This is a genomic window from Sulfitobacter sp. R18_1 (genome assembly GCF_017743915.1).
Lineage (GTDB): Bacteria > Pseudomonadota > Alphaproteobacteria > Rhodobacterales > Rhodobacteraceae > Sulfitobacter > Sulfitobacter faviae.
On sequence record NZ_JAGHRG010000001.1, the window covers coordinates 195,694 to 213,064 of the forward strand.

Sequence of the window (17,371 nt, forward strand, 5' to 3'; positions counted from 1 at the left end):
TCTCCTTTAAATCATAATTTTGTCGGCTCGATGAATATGTCACCGCTTACTTCGCCTTGGCTTCTTTGCGCAGAGCAGCCCGCCACGCTTGAGCCAGACGCATGGCATCTACCCCGGCTCGGTGATTTCCATGTCCGTTTGCGTAAGCCTTGAAAAACATGCCCACGGCCGCCCCTTCAAAATACTCCCGGACCTCATCCTGAATAGAGACGATCTCGAAATATTCGTCCTGACCAATGAGAGCCATCAACCTGCGGAGCCAACGATCATCAAATGGAGCAGCATCCGACAGAAGCATGGCATTGCCGAACTCTCTCATTGCCCAGCGCGCAACCTCCACAGCATCCTCTGCCCCTTCAAGCTCTTCGAGGGTGATCCCATGGATTTGCTGGCTTTTCTCGGACCATTCGGACAATGACCAGCTAGGATGAGGCTTGATCAGCTTTGCGTCGCTTCGCAGCTTTCCTTTTTCATCAATCCAAGCAAACCCAATCTCCACGGGCCAGCTTTCATCCGACAGACTGGATGCCTCGAAATCAATGAAGATCCTGTTCCGCATCAGGGCGCCGGAGCCTGATGTGCCATGGCTTCTTCAAACTCAGGTCCATCGAACAAGAAGACGTCCTCAGCCCCATGAGCGAACCCACTGCTTCCAATGGAGGTCTTAATGTGAGGAAAGCTCTCATCATCAAACTCGAACCAGTCGGCCTCTACATCTAGCCCGGTTGCCGTCCGCATCCGAAGCCGCTCCGTAAACCAGAAGGCATCACCGGGCAGCTCTTCGTTGCCACGATAGATATAGGCAGGAAACAGCACCCGGTTGCCCTTGTCGTCGCAGAATACTTTTGCTCGCGCTTTCATATTTTTAGATATCCTCAGATCTTCTCGACTTCATCAGGCTTCCAGTTTTTTTCGGCGCCGGTGTCATCTGAAATCACATGTAGCATCGGGTGCTTTTCGGATCGAGGCGCTCGGAGCACACCAGTCTCACCGGTTCTCTGAAGGCGCACCTTATCGCCCTCATAAAACGTGAGGCCGAAATCCTGTTCAGCGCACTCATATTTTGCGGGCATCGCTTTAGGCAGATCAGCCCAAGCTACAGGATCGGAGGCCTTATCAAACATCGTCCCATTCCAGAAATACCAACCTGCTGCGACAGGCGGATGATCTTCGATACAGTGGCCACCTTCCATCCAGTGGCCAACCAAGAACTTACCCGGCATACCGGCACGCTGTTTGACTTGGAGCAAGACCTCGCGTCCATCATCAGGGGCACTGCTCATTGGCTTCAATTCGTTCATCTCAAACCTTATCAAATATAATTATATGCGAGAATAGAGGCCAAAATACCGGCCACCAACTGATCTAATGACTGCTAGTCCAGCAGGAGTGCTTTGCGCATCTCACGAGCCTGATCTTGACGGCCCATCTCGTAGGCACGCGCGATCTCATCTCTTACTTGAGAGGCGATAAACAAGGGATTTGATGCCCCTTCACCAGTGTAGGATAGCGTCACATGCCGGTTCTTGTCGGCCGAAACGATGGTAACGACATCTCCAGGCTCGAAGACGTCGTGTACTTCATGACCATCTCTTTCGTGCTCGGTATCGTACTGGATTTTGCTGCTGCTAGTCATACTTATAATGCCCCTACGCTGGTGTGGCTTGTTTCTCATCCGCTTTACGCGCATCACGCATCTGGCGCCGAAGCTGATCCCGATACGATTTAGCGATTTCCTTGACCCGGGCCTGCCGAGCCATCACCACCTCGTACGTTTCGCGCTCTTTGGCCATGCGATCAATCTTTCGGCTGATCCAGGCATCAAGTTCCTTGGGGTCGACCTTCACATCCAGAGTATGATCAAGACTACCACGGCCGCCATAGGTTCGACACTTCATGCCGTAAACCTTGTAGGTCACATCGGTTTCCGACCGGATGATCATGTCGACCTCATACCAGCCCATGTTGGCGGGCTTGGAGCGCAAAAAGAGGCGGGTGATAGCAGAGCCATGACCACCGTCACCATACAGCGTGATCGGAAACAGGTCGGTCAGATTAACTTGCAGATCATCCATCTTATTCGCCCTCCTTGCGAGCGTACCAGCGTTCGATTTCGCCATAGTGGGTGAGCATCAGCATTCCTTCCTCGAAGCTGAAAACCGTCAAGGTGCGGTCTTCCGAGGAGTTGCGGGAAACATTATGCCCTACTTCAGATTGGAAGCGATCAGCAATGTCGAGGTTATTCCAGCCACCCGACTTCATCTTTTGGCAGAAATCATATGCCTCATCCAAGGTCACTTTTTCGCCCATGACGCTAACTCCGATAATTATTCAAGTATTGCAATCACTCTATTCATGGTTAGTCCATGTGTCAACATACATTGAATGAGACAGTAATCACTAGGCTTGCTTTATGTCTACGCACGCTTAAAAATGCCAGAAATTATGGACGCAATAGAGGATAATATTAATGCGGGCGATATTGGGATTGGTGTTAACTGTTCTGGGCACATCGGTGGCCGCAGAGCCATCACCGATAACTATTAGAGGACTGAACCTGGACAGTTCTCCATTAGAGGTGGAAAGCTTGTTAGGAGAATGCTCAAAGAGGCCCAAATCGGATGCCCCAAGGAAGGGGATTGCATATCAATGCGGTGAAGATCATCTGGAAGGATACATTATTGATGATCAAGGCCGTCTGACGTCCCTCATCTTTCACTGCTCTTTTATCGAAGGATGCGAATACTCCAGCGAAGATCTTACCGCCCAGCTTGCCGGAGCCTTATCTTTAGGCGACCCTAGATATGGCGACATTTTTCACGTATCGGACGGCCCATCAGGAGATCGCATGATTGTTCTCGATTTCAGAGAGGAAGGAACATACATAAATCTAGTTGCCAGCAACTACAGAAAGCCTCAACTTAAACTGGATTGAGGGAACGCCCAGCCATAGTGTCAGGTTCTCTATGGCTGGGAGACTTCTTAGATTTGCGGGGCGAGCGCTTCACCACGGCCGAAACCTTTTAGCGTCCTAGCACGGACGCGCTGGGCGAGGTCCTCGTCGAGATAACGATAGACGCTAATTCGCGATCCACCAAGCCCAGCAGGCAAACTTAATTTTGAAAACCCGTGGCCCTGATTCCCTTCAATTGCGTCCAACGCTTCTTCCAGGTCCCAGCTAAACGTTTGAGTTTTTGGATTGCGCAGTTCCTCGGTCATCCCCATTTCACGTGCGAAGTAGACCTCTTCCTCAAGACTCTTGAAGGAAAGCGGCTCACCATTGTAGTGCTTCCATACGTTTCCGCGCTCCACACGGTCGATATCCTTGTCATAGATGTAGGCAATACCGCGACCTGCGTCTTCCCCTGTTGCGTCATCGTGCCATCCGACGGAGTAGGCGCACTCTGAATGTGCCCCCCATCGGTATTCGATCCGACGAACCCGCATATGCGCAGGCTCATCATCTTCATAGCCACCGAACTGACTTGGGTTCTTGGGATGAATAATGTCACCCTCCCACGCCACTGTTTCGGGAAGATCGCCGAGGCGTACGATATTCAAAAGCTTTACTTCTTGCTCGCGAGCCGAAATAGATCTATCCCTCAAAACGGGGATCATCCATTCTTCTTGATAGCGGCGCTCAGCTTCTTCCTGGTCAACCAATGCCATATCGTCGCAGCTCGTGCGCGAAAACTCCATTACCGTGCGCAGATCTTCCGCAGTGCCTAGGTAAAGACCTGTTTCATGGGCAACATCATGGTCAATGAAATGAGATTGCCCATTGACTACAGTTGGGTCAGGATCAAATCCGTCCCAGTGGATAATGGGGACACCATTACCCTCATAGATCCCGGGCTCAACTTTCGAGTACCTACCAAGCCGACTGCGAAAATCCGGATAACGGACAAAGCCAATAATATTGCCCTCAGCCCCATCCTTCGGCCCCGGGCGCCCCCAAGAACGCGACTCTTCATCCATATTCATGACAACACGGTCGCCGATGCGAAGGTGACGGGTTGGGGTGTACTTGAGGTTAGCATTCTTCATGTGAGGCATCCTATAACTGAAGATCATCGGAATGCGGCTTAAAGCATGTATGTTCACTGATTAAGCCCATTTGTTAGCTCAATTACTACCCACTATGCTTTCATATGTCAACATTTTCAGTGATCTAATCAAACTAATCTTGCTATCCCGCTCGCCAAAACCGAAGCCTGATCTTTGGCAGTGACGGCCTCCCTATAAATCCGAAGGCGATAAAGAACATCCGGATAGCATCCCGCTCTGGTATGGCGGCACCCTGCGTGGCGATGAAGTGTAATCTGGATTGGTGTATGGTAACCACCAGGATCCCGGAGAGGAAAGATATCGCGGCTATCACCTGCCCCAGCTCAATGATCCCTGCTCGCGCCATAATGCCAAGAAGACATGCAATCCCAGTACCTATCGATACCAAAAATATGAAAGCGCCCCACCCGGTAAGACTGGCTCTCCTGAAAAATCCATAGATGCCCAGCGCAAAGCTTCCGACTGCCATCGCGAATATCACGAACCCAACAGGGAAACCGATATAGGTGATGGATAGCAAACCTGATGAGGCGCCGATGAAAGCAGCCAGCCAGTAATAGGTCTTTGATGCTGCTAGGTTAGAGAGATGATTGATACCCACTCTCGTGCCAATGACGGCAACTACGGTGAAGAACAGCAAGCCCCAGCCGAATATGCTTGGTACCATCATATTTGCTGACGCCTTGGTCAGCCCTGGTATCTTTCCGACCAAAAGCGCGGTCGCCAACATAGTGACGAAGCCTCCTGCTGCCCGATTGTAGACGGAGATCAAATGCCTTTGTAGGGCGTCCTCAAATGAAACCGGACAGCCAATGATCGATTGTTCCCGTGTGACCATATCCACGCTCCCTGCCTACCATGTAATATGGTCGCGTTAATGCATCTCACCTGCCGTCACTGACGGCGCTGTAAAGTGATCCTGAACATTGCAGGTGGAGCCCCATGTTCTATGCATTGATCATGGAGCCAAAAATATGAAACTGCTGAACCCGCTACGCTATACCGAGTCCTCCGCAGCCCTCTTTGCGGTCGACGAGGAGAATATCCTTGTGGGTCCAGGGCGAGATCCTAGCGAGGCCATCACGGATCTCGAGGGATCCAATTTTCACAGCGTATGTTCGGACACTCTGCTTGACGCAGATACGCCTTTCGCAGAACTGGGTTGCATGGAAACCTCAAAGCGCGTGCGAGAAGTGCTCGAACTAGTCCAGTTGGAGGATGCCATTATTGAAATGGACACTGGTATCCTGATCGCCCCTATAGAATCCAAGAAGGGGATGGGCCTTGGGGTGGCAGCCGTGAAACTGCACCCAGAAGGCCGCAACGAGCTCGTAGGCCTCTTCTCAGGACCCTCTTTGGCAGTTCACTCACATCACCAAAGCCAGGGAATCGGAACCGCTCTGACGGCCGCCCAGCTCATTCATGGTGGTGGACTTATGACTTGGGAACATGATGAACCAGGATACTCGATGGACGGCGCCAAAACGATGTTAAGAGGCTTCAATGCAGCGATAACCCTACTGGATATCGTTCACACCCCCAACCCGGGTATGTGAAAGAAAGCACCCAAGCCACCATCAAGCTTAAAACATTCGTGTCTTTACCTATGTCATAATAATCAAACCCAAGGGCATCCCGATGAGAACAGTGATTGACTACGAACGCGCCCGAGATCGCCATCCAGAGTTGGCGGCTAGAGCTCTCGAAGAGTTGTCCCAGAAGAGCGAAAGAACTAATCGTGGACCACTGAACCTTAACGAGGTTGTCTGGTCTTACTATTGGGCGGTGGGCATCAAAGGGCCAAACCTTAAGGGTGACACCTTAGACAGATGCTTTGTCACACTGTGCGCCAAGGCCCCTATGCTATCTACCTCCTTTCCCCTAAGTGATAGAGACGGAAAACCCACTCCTAGGGACCTTCTTCCAATTGAGGTGATCGAGACACACGAACGCCTGGAACGGGTGGCCACAGAGGAAGGCACCCCGCACATCACATCCTTTGACACCATTGATGCAGGCAAGAACACCAAAGCTCTAGTGATCGCCGGTGCTCGAGACAACAAGGGACTGGATGTATTATTCGCCAAAATCGTAGGGAAACCTGAAATGTCTCTACCTCAGATTTACGAAAGCAAAGACGGTGGCGGCCTGAATTTCAAAGGCTATCCGAGGAAAACCTTTCGAGAGCGCCTTATGGACGCTGAGGAAGGTGACCAGTTCAGTTATATGAACAAGAGGTATACGCGACTAACAGAAGAGGAAATCTGCGACCTCGTGCTTGGCGAAACGCCTGGTCCCAAGATGTGATCATACGAATATATTCTCATTCCCAAGGCCTATTAACGAAAGTTAAATTCGTCACTTTTACTTAGTAGCAAGGCGAGCTTTCACGCATTGCCTACTGGCAAGTAAGAGAAGCGCTTTAGAACTATGGATCAAGATATCGATGGAATACCAGGGGTTTCCACATTTGAACTTAATCTCCCTCAGGCGATAGTAGGTCAGGTCACCGAAAAATTGATCTCGATGCAGCCTGCAAGCCTATTGAACGCAGATTTGAACGCCATCCATAACTTCAAGGGTATCTATTGCTTGGAAGACCATTCAGACCCAAGCAGAACCAATAAACTCGTCTATGTTGGCAAGGCTGATGGCAGGGAAGGCATGCAACAACGCCTCAAATCACACCAAAGACGCATTCAAATGCGGGAAAACCTTGATGCCACCAAGATATACTTTAAAGCACTTCATATTTTCGTTTTTCAGCCCCGCGATGTAGAGGAGTTTTTGATAATGTCGTTCCAAACGGCAGATAACGCGGACTGGAATAAAAACGGATTCGGCACAAACGATCCAGGAAAAAACAGGGACGAAACCACATTAAAGCCAAGTCATTTCGATTCTGAGCACTCAATTGACCTTAATGGCAACTTCCCGTTTTTGGTTGAGGCCGGTACTTCAGTCGCGGATAGCGTACGTGATTGGGCACAAAAATGTCCGTGGACATGCAGAAATATGGGAGGCTTAGAGCTACAATCGAAGTGGAAGAGAACCATTGAGTGTGCGACCCCGGACGACTTTTTGTCTGCACTGGAAGATCACATGAAGAGCGGATCGCGATTGGTAGCACACCCCGGTCGGCTCTATGTTCCGCACCACAACCGAGACGTGGAAGTTTACAAGGCCATATACGGCACGAAGTAGGCCCTGCCCATACGAAGCTTAGATCTCTTACATAGACGACCTAACGTGCTACCTTGCATCCAGATGAAGCGTGGGAGCGAACATGAGATCGCTATGCTCCTTCAGTTTTGTTGGAGCCGTTTTAGGATACGATCACACCACCTATCCTCATCATCAAGGCCTGTTAACTAATCTTAAATACGTGATTTTCACTTAGTAGTAAGGAAAAGCTGTTAGGCATTGCTTGATGGAAATTGATAGAAGCGATCAGCGCTACTAAAGAAGTGTCATCTATGGAGGACTGCGACGATGCTCACGGAATCTACACTTGCCCAGCTCGAGGAGCTTGCAAAGAAACGCGCAGGGAGGCAAGAACATAAGCGCAGACAACTCGCTGAAGATTTTGTGGAAATGGGTAAGCGCCGCGAGGCTGACTTGGCAAGGCTCAAGGGCGACGAGGCACTTGCTGAGTCTATTAGGGATCTTTCCAGCAGGACGATCCGAAGGATGTATCTCGCACAGCACGACCTGAAGACGCTCATAGAGCGCTGATCTGTTAATGTTCCCCTGAAACAGGTCTCCAACCATCGAATTGGATGTCCTCATCGTCCAGATGAAGAGTGAACGTCCCGGATCGAAGCATGGTATCAATCCAGCATGCCACCTCGCGAGCCTTCCGGTTTACTTCGGAGCGATCTTCAACCCCGTTCAAAGCTTCCTCGATCCGTGCCAGAAACTCCGGCATCAGCCCGGTCGCCAGATTGGTGCCGACATAAAGGCATGTTTCTGCCTGCTCTTCAGTAGCCGGGATATCTTCAAGTAATACCTCTTTGGGAAACTTGGCCATCTTATCCCACTTGGCGACAAAGCCGCTGTCTGAGGCCATCTCAGACTGACGCAGCTGGTTCCGATCAATGAGACTGACAAGCTCCCAGTTAACCGCATTTCTAAGGCGATCCTCCAGGTTCTTCTGAAGGGCAGCAACACTGTCTTCTTGATCAAAGTTCTCACCCTGCTTCAGCGCAATAATGGCTTGAAAGACATCTAGATCAAAATTCATGTCGCCCTCGTTTTTACTATAACTATCCATAATCTATATATCAGAGGCATGGATATAGCAACACTAACCGCTATCATTAACGTTTAATCATGATGAAACCCATATCTTGTACTGAGAGATGACAAGCAATATGAGAGCAGGTTATGGACAAGACAAACACGAGCACCCCAGAAGATGAGATATTGCTCGACCTCAATGCAGATTGGGTTATCAAACCAGTGGGCACCCTGAATGCAACGATCACCCGCCCAGCCTACAATCCGCAAGGCAACATGACCTGGAAATATCTGAAGTCGCGAAAAACTCTCGATATGCCAGAGGGATCCGCCATCTTGGTCAAGAGCCGGAACGGGTTCACACTTGCGCAGTTCTTCGAGCCCGGCACAATCACTGGTCCTCTTGTGTTTGCCAAGACAGACATCGAGGATCCGAAGACTGCATTTCGTAGGTCGACCGACTTCAAGTTTGACATATTCGGCAGCCTGGCAGGTCTTCTCATCATAGCAGCCAGCGCAGTGTTTTCAGTATTCTTCGATCCGAGCCCCGACCACACCGCATTCGACAACGCGGCGCTGATTGCCCTCATGGTGATTGCGAGCTTCATGTTTACGAGATCCATCGTGAAGGCTGTGCGGGCAGGCTACTATGATGACGCTTCCGCCATTCATAAAATGAAGCAGTCAGAAGCTGACCTGTATGAGAACGGTCATAAGGTTAAGCCGCCGGAATTGACCATCTAAGAAGATGTCCGAGACATAAAATATGATAACGAAAAGGGCGGCATCGTTTTCGACGGCCGCCCTTTTCGTTCAGGGGATACAGGCTTCTGTTGTGCCGGTTTGCTCCCAGCAGCTCTCTAGAAACGGCCTCTGAAGATTGTCGGAGAACGCCCAGCTCAAAGCAAAGGAAACCAAAGCATAGATGGCTAGAGTGGCCAGAAGCTCTGCCCAGGTTACCTCGCCGATAGAGAGGGAGATGTCCTCGGGATTCTCGTTGAGGTGAGCGAGATGCGAGCGATAAAGGTACCAGTTGAGGATCATGGCGACGATCATGAAGGCCATGAACAGCAGGGCCATAGGACTGATCAACGGACCCATCACCCCAAAGCCAATTAGGCCAACCAAGACCACGGACAGAACCACGGCGCCTGTGCTACACCAATTCCTCGCGGTCGCTAAGGTAGCTCGCTCACGGTCCATAGTGGTTTTAGACATCATACCTCTTTCAGTTTGAGCGCTGATCTTTGTTTGCCAGATAGATCGCATGCGTGTGCGAGATTGTCCCCCTGCCCCGACGACGAAGCCGTTGCTTGTTGTAGTACACATAGCCGCGCTTGATGTTGAACTCTTGTCCGTCGAAGATGATGTCGACGTATTTGTTGTGGTCGTAGCCTACGACTTTGACCTCTCGGATCGGGGCAAGCTTACCCTCCTCCTCCGGAAAGAGAGGGTAGTCTGTCCAATATTTTTGTGTGGTCTTGATATCCATTGATTAGACCTTCCTAGTTAGGTATTGAGTGCGGATTTCGCGATCAGCTCACGAACGGTTGTCAGATAGGAGCGAACAAGGTTCACCAGCGCAACAATTGCGATGATGTACGAGAAAGTGAACCAGCCACTCAACGGATCTCCCAGCAAGGGAATGATAACCAAGCTAGCAAGCGCGGCACTTGCGGCGACCACTGCTACCACACATAGGATGCTTCCAATCCGCTGCATTTTGGTCCCACCAGATCGAACGTGAAGATCGCTCATTTCGATGAAGATCAACGACAGCACCACCGTGACCGGGGACACAATCTCAAGATCGTACCCTTCCTGAAGCACATAGGAACCATATGCGAATTCGGCACAGAGAACCATAAGGGCGATCTTGATGAGAAGAGGAATATTCATATCGTCCAATACGCTTTCTAAACAGTTATAAGATCAAAATACGACAATTCGAAATGATTGTCAACATTATACAAGGTTATACGGCGAATACGTCGATCCAAAAAGATGATCACCTAGGGTCACTACATGGGATTATATGTGTTATTCTTTGCTTCGCTTAAAATATGGCATGTCTTTTATCAGTTCACCCTATATACTCGCCAAGAGAATGAGGAAATTATGAAATACCTGTGCATTGCCGACCTTCATCTAGATTTTTGGGAAGATGATAAGAGAAACCCCTTTGAGGGCTGCGAAGAAGCTTTGGAAGACCTCGATCTTCTGATCATCGCAGGCGACCTCAGCAATAAGCCTCAGAAGCGCTGGACGCGCTTGTTAACGCCGCTGGTCGACCTTGTGGGCTCCGGAAAGGTAAAGATTTTCCCTGGGAACCATGACTTCTATCAGTACCGGTTTGATGCCGAAGATCGCCTGTCCGAGTTTGCGGATGCAGCTGGCGCCGAATATGTGAACCGTAAAGTGGTTGAGCTGGAAGACACCAGGTTCATCTGCGCGACCCTGTGGACTGACATGGAGCTCGGCCCCGGCCGTACACGCAACATCCACCACATACCGACCCGTATGAACGATTACCGTGCGATCAGGCATGCCGGTGCAGGATACCGTCGCCTGTGGCCAGAAGAGACCATCAGAACTCATAAAAATGATCTAGACTTCATTGCTGGTGAACTGGCCAAGCCCTTCGCGGGCCGAAGCATCGTGGTTACCCATCACGCTCCTCACCCAGATGTCTTGAACGACTACAAAGAGGACCTGGATGCAGCTTACGCAAGCGACCTATCGGCTTTCATAAAAACGAACAAGCCAGACGCCTGGTCATTCGGTCACTGCCATGATGCACGCTCGATTACCGTCGAAGGCTGCTCTCTGGAGAATGTGTCCCTGGGCTACCCAGATGATGTGCTCGCACCCAAGGAACGGTTCCTGTCTCTCATCAAGGATACGGAGCTGAGGCTTTCTCCTAGACCCTGAAAGCATGACGGGGAGCAACCAATTATGGAGCACCCCTTCATAAATTGTTCTGGATAAGGTTCAGCTGGGAGAGCTGCCTGGTCTTACAGCCTTGTCCGCATCAAGTTCAGCCCGAAAATCTGCGATCATACTTTCTATATTTTTCGAAAACTGACCCGTAATCTCGTTATCTACTCTTTTCTTTTTATCAAGCAGAAGGTTCAGTTCGTTGATAGCGACATCCGATAGTGTATTGAAGACTTCCTCTTCTTTCCCTCTTAGAGGGCTGACTGTACACTCTTCTACTACGAACTCATATCCAATATCAGGATCGTCGCAGACCAGAGATCCCACGAGAACTGGTCTATCCTCAATGCAAACCTGGAACACAGGCTCCTCGTTGGTATCCACCGCATCAAATCGGAAGACATGACCTTTTTCCACGTGCTCATATGATATTGGTCTACTTCTCCCATCCAATCTGATATCGCCATACTCATTGGCTTTATCGGCGCACAAATCATGGTAAACTTCTATAATATCTTTACCGAGCTCCGAAATAGGACCACTAACGAAAGTCCCCTTCTCTACTCTGATACAACCGCTATGGTCTAATTCGAATTCCCCTGCATAGCGTCCTTCGCCCTCCCTTAGAGACTCAGATACCTTCCTGAGTTCTATCATTAAATTCCATAAGTAATCTGCATTTATTTTGGTCATATTATCATCCATTGATGAACTATGGTATCAATCGAAAATATATAAAGCCCTACGGAAAGTTTCTAATAAAATATACCTATGGCCATCATTGCGTGCATTCCTCGGGCCCCCGACTTCTCCCAGAAGGCGTCGACCCGAAACGAACAGCATTTAGGTCAAGCCTACGGGTAAACGATCAACAACACGATAGTAGAAGCTATAGCAATGATATATCCGTAGGCCAACATGGCTAAAGCCTTCTCTCGGATGCCGCCCAACTTCAAATAGGACGGAATATTGAAGCCCAGCGCCATAAGGGACAGGAACACAATTCCTGCATTTACCACACTAAGGCCATACGCATATCCGATTGCTCCGGCCGCGTGGATTGAAGCATAAGCTACCGCAATGGCTGGAACTAGGGGAATAGTAGTTTTTGTCTTATTTTCTGTCGTGCTCATCTTATGTCTCCTTAATTAATCAAAGCATGATATAGACCCGGTTATTCATGCACAATAACCGAAAAATCGAGAACAGGGAAGCATTTTCATGAATAAGGGCAGAAAAACCCGTTAGCAGTTAGGGTCCGCTGGGCGCTTCTTTCAGCTTTGCCTCTTCTTCTAGGCAAACGGTGACCGTATGCGCTGAACTAAAGATATCGATCAGGTCTCTGATGGCACGCCCGTCAATGGGATTGACCCCCTCCCCGGGACCTACTTCATAGCGCCCATCCTTTTCGATCAGGCTACCAACCTGTCGGATCTCATCCAAACTCTTTCGAAGAAAATTGGTATCATTACGCTCGTAGTCATCAAGCGGCGAAACCCGATAGAGATCAATCATAGCAGGCCACTTCTCTTTGGCGGCCGTGTAGCGAACCTCGTAGGTCCCATGGTCGGTCTCAAACACGACAACGGGGTTCTCTGCATCGTCGACTTTCAGGTAGGCTTTGTTGCGCATGTCATTGCAGTCAAACTTAGCGTCTTTGTCGATAACCCCATATTTTCTCAGCACGCCGGGCATCTCCCGCAGGAAATCTAGGTCTTCCTCGTTGTTGGTCGAAACGTAGTTTAGATCTCGGAATTTCCGCTGGATATGATCCGTCACTAAGCCATCGGAAGCCATCATCGACCGCACAGCAAACCCAATGATATCCGCATTGTACTCGATATAGGTTTCGAGACCATTATTGCGCACGAAATCCATTTGATCGTCCACGAGGTCCGCATAAGGACTAGCTTGAACGACATCACTGATGACTTGAAGGATGTCTGTAACATCGCTCGGAGAGGCGCTGCATTCAGACTGGATGGTGTATGGCTCCGCGTGTTTCGCATAGAATACTTCGGTATGGCGGTTTAATCTGGCTTCGACAACCATATTCTCACAGTATTCGTTCTCCAACATCTTCCGGGCGGTATCGGATAACTCGGTGTTCGAACGACAAAAGCCAACCTTGATCTTACCTACCGGGCAATCAACGAAATCTTTGAAATTTTCGGGGTCTGCCTTCAACCCTGCGAGCTCGTCGTTATCGCTCATCATGATAGCCTTGAACCGGTCCATACCTTCGCGTTCTTTCATCTGGCGCTCGTATGCGTCCTGGATCAGGTTACCACCCTCTTCAGTGGGGGTGGGATGCACCTCTACTAGGGCAACGATATAGCCCTGATGAGGCGAATTCTGCCGCAGAATGATTGCGCGTTTCTTCCAGTCGTCCGTCTTGCTTCCGTAAGCATCCCAGTGGCCACCCAAACCGCTGTAGGACGTCACAACCTCATCTGATGCCGCAATGCACTTCAAAGCATCTTTCTGAGCTTCCAGCGCCATCTGTGAAATAGTCTTCGCCCATTCAGAAAAACCAAACCGAGACAGTCTTTTCGTCTCCTTCAAGGTATCGAGATAATCGGTCACAGACTTGGAATGCGGATGAATGATATGAGACATGAGAGAAACTTCCTGAAAATATGATCTTAAATTGAAATAGGGCGCCCCTGAATGAAAGGACGCCCTAATAGATCAATCTGTGTCGATTTCTTTCATGTCTTGCAGGATAGACACTTCATCAGGCGCCTTGATTTCGCCAATACTGACCGGATCGATTTCATCCAATTCGTACTCATCTTCGCTACCATCTTTCCAGGTGACACGAAGAGTACCCCACTTCACGGACCAGGCATCAACATCTTCCCAGGATTTGCCTTCCGGCAGAGTTACCTCTGTATCGACGACCAGTTTCGTTGTGGTCTGAATGGTGACTTTATTCATGAGATAGCTCCTAAATTATTCCATTTATACATGCCAGAATTTCCATGTATTGTCAACATTCGTTAAAAATTAAGAATGCTTTTTGCCATATCTATCTATGGGGTCATCCCGTTATGAAGCTCTGCCAAGACTTCATCCACATCACCAGTTACCCCTGCCGCCTGAAGCTTCTTTTCAGCGTCGGCAATCTTCTTTTGCTCGATCATGGGCCTGAGATCTTTCATGGCAGATTGAGCGATGGTGGCAAAAGTTTTGCCTCCCTGCCCATCAAAACGACACCACTCGACGGAGAACTCTTGCTCTTTGCGAGCATTGGTTGCAATCACGCCCGTCAATACTGGCTCTCCCCTAAGTTTGATGCGGAACTGCGGGTCTCCATGCGACTTAAAGACTTCAATATCGAAACCTTTGCCGCCAGCTTCCCGGCTGTAGGATGTGACGCTCCCGCCATAGGAGTCATTTTTATGAGTTAACGTTGAGCTTTCATAATCAATGATAAGGTCGGTTTCATCAGGAATTACCACCGATCCAACCCCTGGCGTCCCTCGCGCGTCGTCGACTACTTCAGACAGCTCGTTGAAGGCATCATATAGTTGAACGTTTAATGTGGACATATCTTTTCCCTATTTATCTCGACTATCAGAAATATACCTTACCAATAGAAACTCACAAAGAGAAGTCCATTAAGGGATTCATAAGATTAAACTACATGCGCCCTAAACCGTCAGTTAACTAGCTATCCTGTATTAGAGAGGGAGACATTTTATTAGGAAGCAATCTTCATGACGAATACTACCAAGCCACCCACCATCTTGAATCTCGACAAAAACGACGTCGTCGAACCAGTGGGGGTGGTAGAAGACGCTATATCAAGAAAAGTTGAGGAACCCAGTACCGCCGAGAGCTGGAAATATCTTGCACCAGGTAGCTCTATGGCTGTCCCAGCGGGATCCGCTTACTATATCAAGACAAAAGAAAAATGGTTTCTGTCTCAGTTCTTCGATAAGGGTCGCATGTTTGGCCCCCTCGTATTCTCTGAAACATCAATCGAAACACCCGTTAAAGCTCTACGCGAGAAAAAGAAAGAAAATGGTGAGTTTCAAGACAGATTAGCAGTATCGAGCTTCTTGGCCGCTTTCGCACCGATCTTCCTTTTCGCGTTTACGTGCCTTCCTCCGCCAGTCAGTTCGTATTCTAATACTGCGTTTGTATTCATCACCTCAGCAATCCTTTTGCTGATTTCGTACGCGTCGGTACGACCTATCATACCTGTTTTGCTAGACCAAAACAGCAAGGTTCTGTCCATCATTAAAGACAAGTTCTCCTACAGCCGCGAGAGCTTCAGTCCGCCCAGCAAACCCCTTCCCGTTGTTGGTAACGAATACTGATATTTTAATAGGTTTCTAACGCTAAATAGCATTGTTCCGGCGGCCGACCATGGCCGCCGGAAGTCATTTTACGCAAATAGGGGCCCAGCGATATCTTCTGCCAGAAGGCGGCTCGGCGCGAATGGATTGTTCTCCTGCCTGAACTCCAGCTTCCAGTCAGTGATGACCGGCCAGGTACCCTTCCCATCATGATCAAACCGCAAGCCGAAGCCGCCACCCTGATAAAGCATGCCGCAATTGATGTCCGATTGAAGCATACGAACAAACTGATCGCAGAAGTCATCCATATTTTTCCACAGCGCTGGGGACATGCTCGAAAGAACAGATGACAGGTCTTTAACACGCTGTTCGATCACTGCAACGATCATGCGATCCCAAAGCTCTGCAACGGCAATCTTCTCCCAGTTGTGAGCTTTATCACCATGCTCGACAACAGCATTCCAGGCCAAGGCATCACTGAAGCGATAGGCAGCCCCTACGTCGCTATGGTGCCCCTTCTCATGGATCAGATGACATGCCTCTTCGTCATAGCACACATCCAGAGCACGATAGAGAGCCTTAGGACAGGCCGGATACTCCATCTTCGGCGTATAAGGTGCCCAAGGCATGCTCTGGACACCAGGAAGCTCGGCCAAGAGACCATAAATATGATGTCGGACTTTTGAGATATCGAAAACTGAACTGCTCATGGTCATCTTATAGGAGCAGCACAAGAACAAATCCAGTCAAAACATAATTGTATATGATCTAACCTTTGTAATGTTGACAAGAAACCATGATTAATGCATGTTGTGATCAACGAATTTAATGAATGGAGCTTTCTAATGCCGAAGTTTTCTTGGGGCCGCGTGATCGAAGATGTTGAAATCGGGCCGTATATGATCCGGTCTTTCCATCCTCACAAACTTGAAGGATCCACGATTACTCGTGAGATCGACACCACCGAGGTTCACTACCACGGCTATGTCGATGGTGAAGACACCCGTCGAGCCTGGAAGACCCTGGAGGATGCGATGGCGGGCCTGATCGTCTATGCCGCATTGGGTCCGAACTACCTCGAGATCGGGAGCCACTTCGTTGCTGGCGTCAATGCTTTGGCGAAGGAGGACTGAAATGCCGAAGAAGAAAACCCATTACGTTCTCGTCCGTGTGAGCGCCCCGGAGGACATGGGCGCCACTCAGGTTCGCAAAGAGGTGCGCAGCCTTATCAATGATCAATGCAACCATTCGGCAGACGAAGGTGACATTCGTGCTGCCAAAGTGTCGGCCGTGCCGAAAAGCTGGGTTGGCGATAAAGAATAGGAAAGAAAACATGGATAGAAACATTCGCAAATTCCATCTTGCTGTTGACCGCTCGAAGCTGGCGAGCACCATTGTCGAAGCCACGGATGGCCCTGATCTGGCAAAAATTATTGGTCGCGCACTCGGCGAACTGATCGAACACCAGCGCCTGGATGAGGGGTCTTCCGACTTCTTGACCGCGTGTGGTATCACTACCTTCCGACTAGGTAAGGGCACTGACTTTAGAGAAATTAAAGTAGACTATAATAAGCTGTCTGCCTGCTTGGAAGTTAAACGCGCCTTCACACCAAAGCCCTTCGACTCCATCGGCCGACGCATTGTCGCGGCATTTTTGACGGAGTCCAACTTTCAGATTCCGAACACAGGTATCTCACTCGCCTACCTACCAGCACACGAGGCCGTTTAAGGCACAAAAGCAAGACCGAGAACTCTAAGGCGCCACATCGCTAGGGTTCTCGGTATTCTGCATATTTAGCAATCCTTAGTCACAGTTTAAC

General features: G+C 49.5%; 29 protein-coding genes. 11 read left to right on the forward strand and 18 right to left on the reverse strand.

The annotated features are described in order from the left end of the window. Positions 1–46: 46 nt before the first annotated feature. From J7392_RS01320 to J7392_RS01345, 6 genes are all read right to left on the reverse strand, one after another. Positions 47–559, reverse strand: a complete 513-nt coding sequence (locus J7392_RS01320; RefSeq protein WP_209215783.1) for an exonuclease domain-containing protein — start codon at positions 557–559, stop codon at positions 47–49. Then, positions 559–861, reverse strand: a complete 303-nt coding sequence (locus J7392_RS01325; protein WP_209215784.1) for a hypothetical protein — start codon at positions 859–861, stop codon at positions 559–561. The genes J7392_RS01320 and J7392_RS01325 overlap by 1 nt, the downstream gene beginning before the upstream one ends. 14 nt (positions 862–875) lie before the next feature. Next, positions 876–1,301, reverse strand: coding sequence for a hypothetical protein (locus J7392_RS01330; RefSeq protein ID WP_209215785.1), 426 nt, complete (start codon positions 1,299–1,301; stop codon positions 876–878). A 74-nt stretch (positions 1,302–1,375) separates the two neighbouring features. Continuing rightward, positions 1,376–1,636: a hypothetical protein gene (locus J7392_RS01335; protein WP_209215786.1), complete on the reverse strand. Its 261-nt coding sequence runs from the start codon at positions 1,634–1,636 to the stop codon at positions 1,376–1,378. Positions 1,637–1,649: 13 nt separating this feature from the next. Beyond that, positions 1,650–2,075, reverse strand: a complete 426-nt coding sequence (locus tag J7392_RS01340; protein ID WP_209215787.1) for a hypothetical protein — start codon at positions 2,073–2,075, stop codon at positions 1,650–1,652. A 1-nt stretch (position 2,076) separates the two neighbouring features. Then, a complete protein-coding gene (locus tag J7392_RS01345; protein ID WP_209215788.1) occupies positions 2,077–2,310 on the reverse strand; it encodes a hypothetical protein in 234 nt (77 codons plus the stop codon). A 160-nt stretch (positions 2,311–2,470) separates the two neighbouring features. On the opposite strand from J7392_RS01345, the gene J7392_RS01350 reads away from it, so the two are divergent. Further along, positions 2,471–2,935, forward strand: a complete 465-nt coding sequence (locus tag J7392_RS01350) for a hypothetical protein (protein ID WP_209215789.1) — start codon at positions 2,471–2,473, stop codon at positions 2,933–2,935. 47 nt (positions 2,936–2,982) lie between these two features. On the opposite strand, the gene J7392_RS01355 is transcribed toward J7392_RS01350, so the two are convergent. Both J7392_RS01355 and J7392_RS01360 read right to left on the reverse strand, forming a co-directional pair. Then, positions 2,983–4,047 (reverse strand): hypothetical protein, encoded by a 1,065-nt coding sequence (locus tag J7392_RS01355; protein ID WP_209215790.1) that lies wholly within the window; start codon positions 4,045–4,047, stop codon positions 2,983–2,985. 142 nt (positions 4,048–4,189) lie between these two features. Further along, complete coding sequence (locus tag J7392_RS01360) at positions 4,190–4,906, reverse strand: hypothetical protein (protein ID WP_209215791.1); 717 nt, start codon at positions 4,904–4,906, stop codon at positions 4,190–4,192. A 136-nt stretch (positions 4,907–5,042) separates the two neighbouring features. On the opposite strand from J7392_RS01360, the gene J7392_RS01365 reads away from it, so the two are divergent. The 4 genes from J7392_RS01365 (at position 5,043) to J7392_RS01380 (ending at position 7,803) form a co-directional block, all read left to right on the forward strand. Continuing rightward, entirely contained in the window at positions 5,043–5,624 is a 582-nt protein-coding gene (locus J7392_RS01365) for a hypothetical protein (RefSeq protein ID WP_209215792.1), read from the forward strand. Positions 5,625–5,706: 82 nt separating this feature from the next. Then, a complete protein-coding gene (locus J7392_RS01370; RefSeq protein WP_209215793.1) occupies positions 5,707–6,375 on the forward strand; it encodes a hypothetical protein in 669 nt (222 codons plus the stop codon). 123 nt (positions 6,376–6,498) lie between these two features. Then, positions 6,499–7,272, forward strand: a complete 774-nt coding sequence (locus tag J7392_RS01375) for an Eco29kI family restriction endonuclease (protein WP_209215794.1) — start codon at positions 6,499–6,501, stop codon at positions 7,270–7,272. A 288-nt stretch (positions 7,273–7,560) separates the two neighbouring features. Then, positions 7,561–7,803: a hypothetical protein gene (locus tag J7392_RS01380; RefSeq protein WP_209215795.1), complete on the forward strand. Its 243-nt coding sequence runs from the start codon at positions 7,561–7,563 to the stop codon at positions 7,801–7,803. A 4-nt stretch (positions 7,804–7,807) separates the two neighbouring features. Here the strand turns inward: J7392_RS01380 and J7392_RS01385 are convergent, their stop codons facing one another. After that, positions 7,808–8,311 carry a hypothetical protein gene (locus J7392_RS01385; protein WP_209215796.1) on the reverse strand — a complete coding sequence of 168 codons (504 nt, stop codon included), beginning with the start codon at positions 8,309–8,311 and terminating at the stop codon, positions 7,808–7,810. 143 nt (positions 8,312–8,454) lie between these two features. On the opposite strand from J7392_RS01385, the gene J7392_RS01390 reads away from it, so the two are divergent. Next, positions 8,455–9,051 (forward strand): hypothetical protein, encoded by a 597-nt coding sequence (locus J7392_RS01390; protein WP_209215797.1) that lies wholly within the window; start codon positions 8,455–8,457, stop codon positions 9,049–9,051. Positions 9,052–9,120: 69 nt separating this feature from the next. Here J7392_RS01390 and J7392_RS01395 read toward each other — a convergent pair whose 3' ends face one another. The 3 genes from J7392_RS01395 to J7392_RS01405 form a co-directional block, all read right to left on the reverse strand. Further along, on the reverse strand, positions 9,121–9,387 hold the full coding sequence (locus J7392_RS01395) for a hypothetical protein (protein WP_209215798.1): 267 nt from the start codon (positions 9,385–9,387) through the stop codon (positions 9,121–9,123). Positions 9,388–9,535: 148 nt separating this feature from the next. Beyond that, positions 9,536–9,799 carry a hypothetical protein gene (locus J7392_RS01400; RefSeq protein ID WP_209215799.1) on the reverse strand — a complete coding sequence of 88 codons (264 nt, stop codon included), beginning with the start codon at positions 9,797–9,799 and terminating at the stop codon, positions 9,536–9,538. A 17-nt stretch (positions 9,800–9,816) separates the two neighbouring features. After that, positions 9,817–10,215, reverse strand: coding sequence for a hypothetical protein (locus J7392_RS01405; protein WP_209215800.1), 399 nt, complete (start codon positions 10,213–10,215; stop codon positions 9,817–9,819). A 117-nt stretch (positions 10,216–10,332) separates the two neighbouring features. Here J7392_RS01405 and J7392_RS01410 point away from each other — a divergent pair, with 117 nt between their 5' ends. Continuing rightward, the gene (locus tag J7392_RS01410; RefSeq protein WP_209215801.1) at positions 10,333–11,238 is read left to right on the forward strand and encodes a metallophosphoesterase; all 906 of its coding nucleotides are present in this window, start codon (positions 10,333–10,335) and stop codon (positions 11,236–11,238) included. Between the two features lie 60 nt (positions 11,239–11,298). Here J7392_RS01410 and J7392_RS01415 read toward each other — a convergent pair whose 3' ends face one another. The 5 genes from J7392_RS01415 to J7392_RS01435 all read right to left on the reverse strand — a co-directional run bounded on the left by J7392_RS01415 (position 11,299) and on the right by J7392_RS01435 (position 14,798). Beyond that, positions 11,299–11,937 carry a hypothetical protein gene (locus tag J7392_RS01415; RefSeq protein WP_209215802.1) on the reverse strand — a complete coding sequence of 213 codons (639 nt, stop codon included), beginning with the start codon at positions 11,935–11,937 and terminating at the stop codon, positions 11,299–11,301. Positions 11,938–12,098: 161 nt separating this feature from the next. Beyond that, positions 12,099–12,377, reverse strand: a complete 279-nt coding sequence (locus J7392_RS01420) for a hypothetical protein (protein WP_209215803.1) — start codon at positions 12,375–12,377, stop codon at positions 12,099–12,101. A gap of 118 nt (positions 12,378–12,495) precedes the next feature. Beyond that, a complete protein-coding gene (locus J7392_RS01425) occupies positions 12,496–13,863 on the reverse strand; it encodes a hypothetical protein (RefSeq protein WP_209215804.1) in 1,368 nt (455 codons plus the stop codon). 72 nt (positions 13,864–13,935) lie between these two features. After that, complete coding sequence (locus J7392_RS01430; protein WP_209215805.1) at positions 13,936–14,184, reverse strand: hypothetical protein; 249 nt, start codon at positions 14,182–14,184, stop codon at positions 13,936–13,938. A 95-nt stretch (positions 14,185–14,279) separates the two neighbouring features. Continuing rightward, positions 14,280–14,798 carry a hypothetical protein gene (locus J7392_RS01435; protein ID WP_209215806.1) on the reverse strand — a complete coding sequence of 173 codons (519 nt, stop codon included), beginning with the start codon at positions 14,796–14,798 and terminating at the stop codon, positions 14,280–14,282. Positions 14,799–14,966: 168 nt separating this feature from the next. On the opposite strand from J7392_RS01435, the gene J7392_RS01440 reads away from it, so the two are divergent. Beyond that, complete coding sequence (locus J7392_RS01440) at positions 14,967–15,572, forward strand: hypothetical protein (RefSeq protein WP_209215807.1); 606 nt, start codon at positions 14,967–14,969, stop codon at positions 15,570–15,572. Positions 15,573–15,640: 68 nt separating this feature from the next. On the opposite strand, the gene J7392_RS01445 is transcribed toward J7392_RS01440, so the two are convergent. After that, a complete protein-coding gene (locus J7392_RS01445; protein ID WP_209215808.1) occupies positions 15,641–16,261 on the reverse strand; it encodes a hypothetical protein in 621 nt (206 codons plus the stop codon). Between the two features lie 135 nt (positions 16,262–16,396). Here J7392_RS01445 and J7392_RS01450 point away from each other — a divergent pair, with 135 nt between their 5' ends. The 3 genes from J7392_RS01450 to J7392_RS01460 are packed head-to-tail and all read left to right on the forward strand — an operon-like array spanning position 16,397 to position 17,280. Further along, positions 16,397–16,684, forward strand: a complete 288-nt coding sequence (locus J7392_RS01450; RefSeq protein WP_209215809.1) for a hypothetical protein — start codon at positions 16,397–16,399, stop codon at positions 16,682–16,684. Position 16,685: 1 nt separating this feature from the next. Continuing rightward, on the forward strand, positions 16,686–16,874 hold the full coding sequence (locus J7392_RS01455; RefSeq protein WP_209215810.1) for a hypothetical protein: 189 nt from the start codon (positions 16,686–16,688) through the stop codon (positions 16,872–16,874). A 10-nt stretch (positions 16,875–16,884) separates the two neighbouring features. Beyond that, positions 16,885–17,280: a hypothetical protein gene (locus tag J7392_RS01460; RefSeq protein ID WP_209215811.1), complete on the forward strand. Its 396-nt coding sequence runs from the start codon at positions 16,885–16,887 to the stop codon at positions 17,278–17,280. Positions 17,281–17,371 lie beyond the last annotated feature (91 nt).

Excerpts from the sequence above, each read along its gene's own strand:
- J7392_RS01320 (WP_209215783.1), bottom strand. The coding sequence starts at position 559 with ATGCGGAACAGGATCTTCATTGATTTCGAGGCATCCAGTCTGTCGGAT.
- J7392_RS01325 (WP_209215784.1), bottom strand. The coding sequence starts at position 861 with ATGAAAGCGCGAGCAAAAGTATTCTGCGACGACAAGGGCAACCGGGTG.
- J7392_RS01330 (WP_209215785.1), bottom strand. The coding sequence starts at position 1,301 with ATGAACGAATTGAAGCCAATGAGCAGTGCCCCTGATGATGGACGCGAG.
- J7392_RS01335 (WP_209215786.1), bottom strand. The coding sequence starts at position 1,636 with ATGACTAGCAGCAGCAAAATCCAGTACGATACCGAGCACGAAAGAGAT.
- J7392_RS01340 (WP_209215787.1), bottom strand. The coding sequence starts at position 2,075 with ATGGATGATCTGCAAGTTAATCTGACCGACCTGTTTCCGATCACGCTG.
- J7392_RS01345 (WP_209215788.1), bottom strand. The coding sequence starts at position 2,310 with ATGGGCGAAAAAGTGACCTTGGATGAGGCATATGATTTCTGCCAAAAG.
- J7392_RS01350 (WP_209215789.1), top strand. The coding sequence starts at position 2,471 with ATGCGGGCGATATTGGGATTGGTGTTAACTGTTCTGGGCACATCGGTG.
- J7392_RS01355 (WP_209215790.1), bottom strand. The coding sequence starts at position 4,047 with ATGAAGAATGCTAACCTCAAGTACACCCCAACCCGTCACCTTCGCATC.
- J7392_RS01360 (WP_209215791.1), bottom strand. The coding sequence starts at position 4,906 with ATGGTCACACGGGAACAATCGATCATTGGCTGTCCGGTTTCATTTGAG.
- J7392_RS01365 (WP_209215792.1), top strand. The coding sequence starts at position 5,043 with ATGAAACTGCTGAACCCGCTACGCTATACCGAGTCCTCCGCAGCCCTC.
- J7392_RS01370 (WP_209215793.1), top strand. The coding sequence starts at position 5,707 with ATGAGAACAGTGATTGACTACGAACGCGCCCGAGATCGCCATCCAGAG.
- J7392_RS01375 (WP_209215794.1), top strand. The coding sequence starts at position 6,499 with ATGGATCAAGATATCGATGGAATACCAGGGGTTTCCACATTTGAACTT.
- J7392_RS01380 (WP_209215795.1), top strand. The coding sequence starts at position 7,561 with ATGCTCACGGAATCTACACTTGCCCAGCTCGAGGAGCTTGCAAAGAAA.
- J7392_RS01385 (WP_209215796.1), bottom strand. The coding sequence starts at position 8,311 with ATGAATTTTGATCTAGATGTCTTTCAAGCCATTATTGCGCTGAAGCAG.
- J7392_RS01390 (WP_209215797.1), top strand. The coding sequence starts at position 8,455 with ATGGACAAGACAAACACGAGCACCCCAGAAGATGAGATATTGCTCGAC.
- J7392_RS01395 (WP_209215798.1), bottom strand. The coding sequence starts at position 9,387 with ATGGCCCTGCTGTTCATGGCCTTCATGATCGTCGCCATGATCCTCAAC.
- J7392_RS01400 (WP_209215799.1), bottom strand. The coding sequence starts at position 9,799 with ATGGATATCAAGACCACACAAAAATATTGGACAGACTACCCTCTCTTT.
- J7392_RS01410 (WP_209215801.1), top strand. The coding sequence starts at position 10,333 with ATGGGATTATATGTGTTATTCTTTGCTTCGCTTAAAATATGGCATGTC.
- J7392_RS01415 (WP_209215802.1), bottom strand. The coding sequence starts at position 11,937 with ATGACCAAAATAAATGCAGATTACTTATGGAATTTAATGATAGAACTC.
- J7392_RS01420 (WP_209215803.1), bottom strand. The coding sequence starts at position 12,377 with ATGAGCACGACAGAAAATAAGACAAAAACTACTATTCCCCTAGTTCCA.
- J7392_RS01425 (WP_209215804.1), bottom strand. The coding sequence starts at position 13,863 with ATGTCTCATATCATTCATCCGCATTCCAAGTCTGTGACCGATTATCTC.
- J7392_RS01430 (WP_209215805.1), bottom strand. The coding sequence starts at position 14,184 with ATGAATAAAGTCACCATTCAGACCACAACGAAACTGGTCGTCGATACA.
- J7392_RS01435 (WP_209215806.1), bottom strand. The coding sequence starts at position 14,798 with ATGTCCACATTAAACGTTCAACTATATGATGCCTTCAACGAGCTGTCT.
- J7392_RS01440 (WP_209215807.1), top strand. The coding sequence starts at position 14,967 with ATGACGAATACTACCAAGCCACCCACCATCTTGAATCTCGACAAAAAC.
- J7392_RS01445 (WP_209215808.1), bottom strand. The coding sequence starts at position 16,261 with ATGAGCAGTTCAGTTTTCGATATCTCAAAAGTCCGACATCATATTTAT.
- J7392_RS01450 (WP_209215809.1), top strand. The coding sequence starts at position 16,397 with ATGCCGAAGTTTTCTTGGGGCCGCGTGATCGAAGATGTTGAAATCGGG.
- J7392_RS01455 (WP_209215810.1), top strand. The coding sequence starts at position 16,686 with ATGCCGAAGAAGAAAACCCATTACGTTCTCGTCCGTGTGAGCGCCCCG.
- J7392_RS01460 (WP_209215811.1), top strand. The coding sequence starts at position 16,885 with ATGGATAGAAACATTCGCAAATTCCATCTTGCTGTTGACCGCTCGAAG.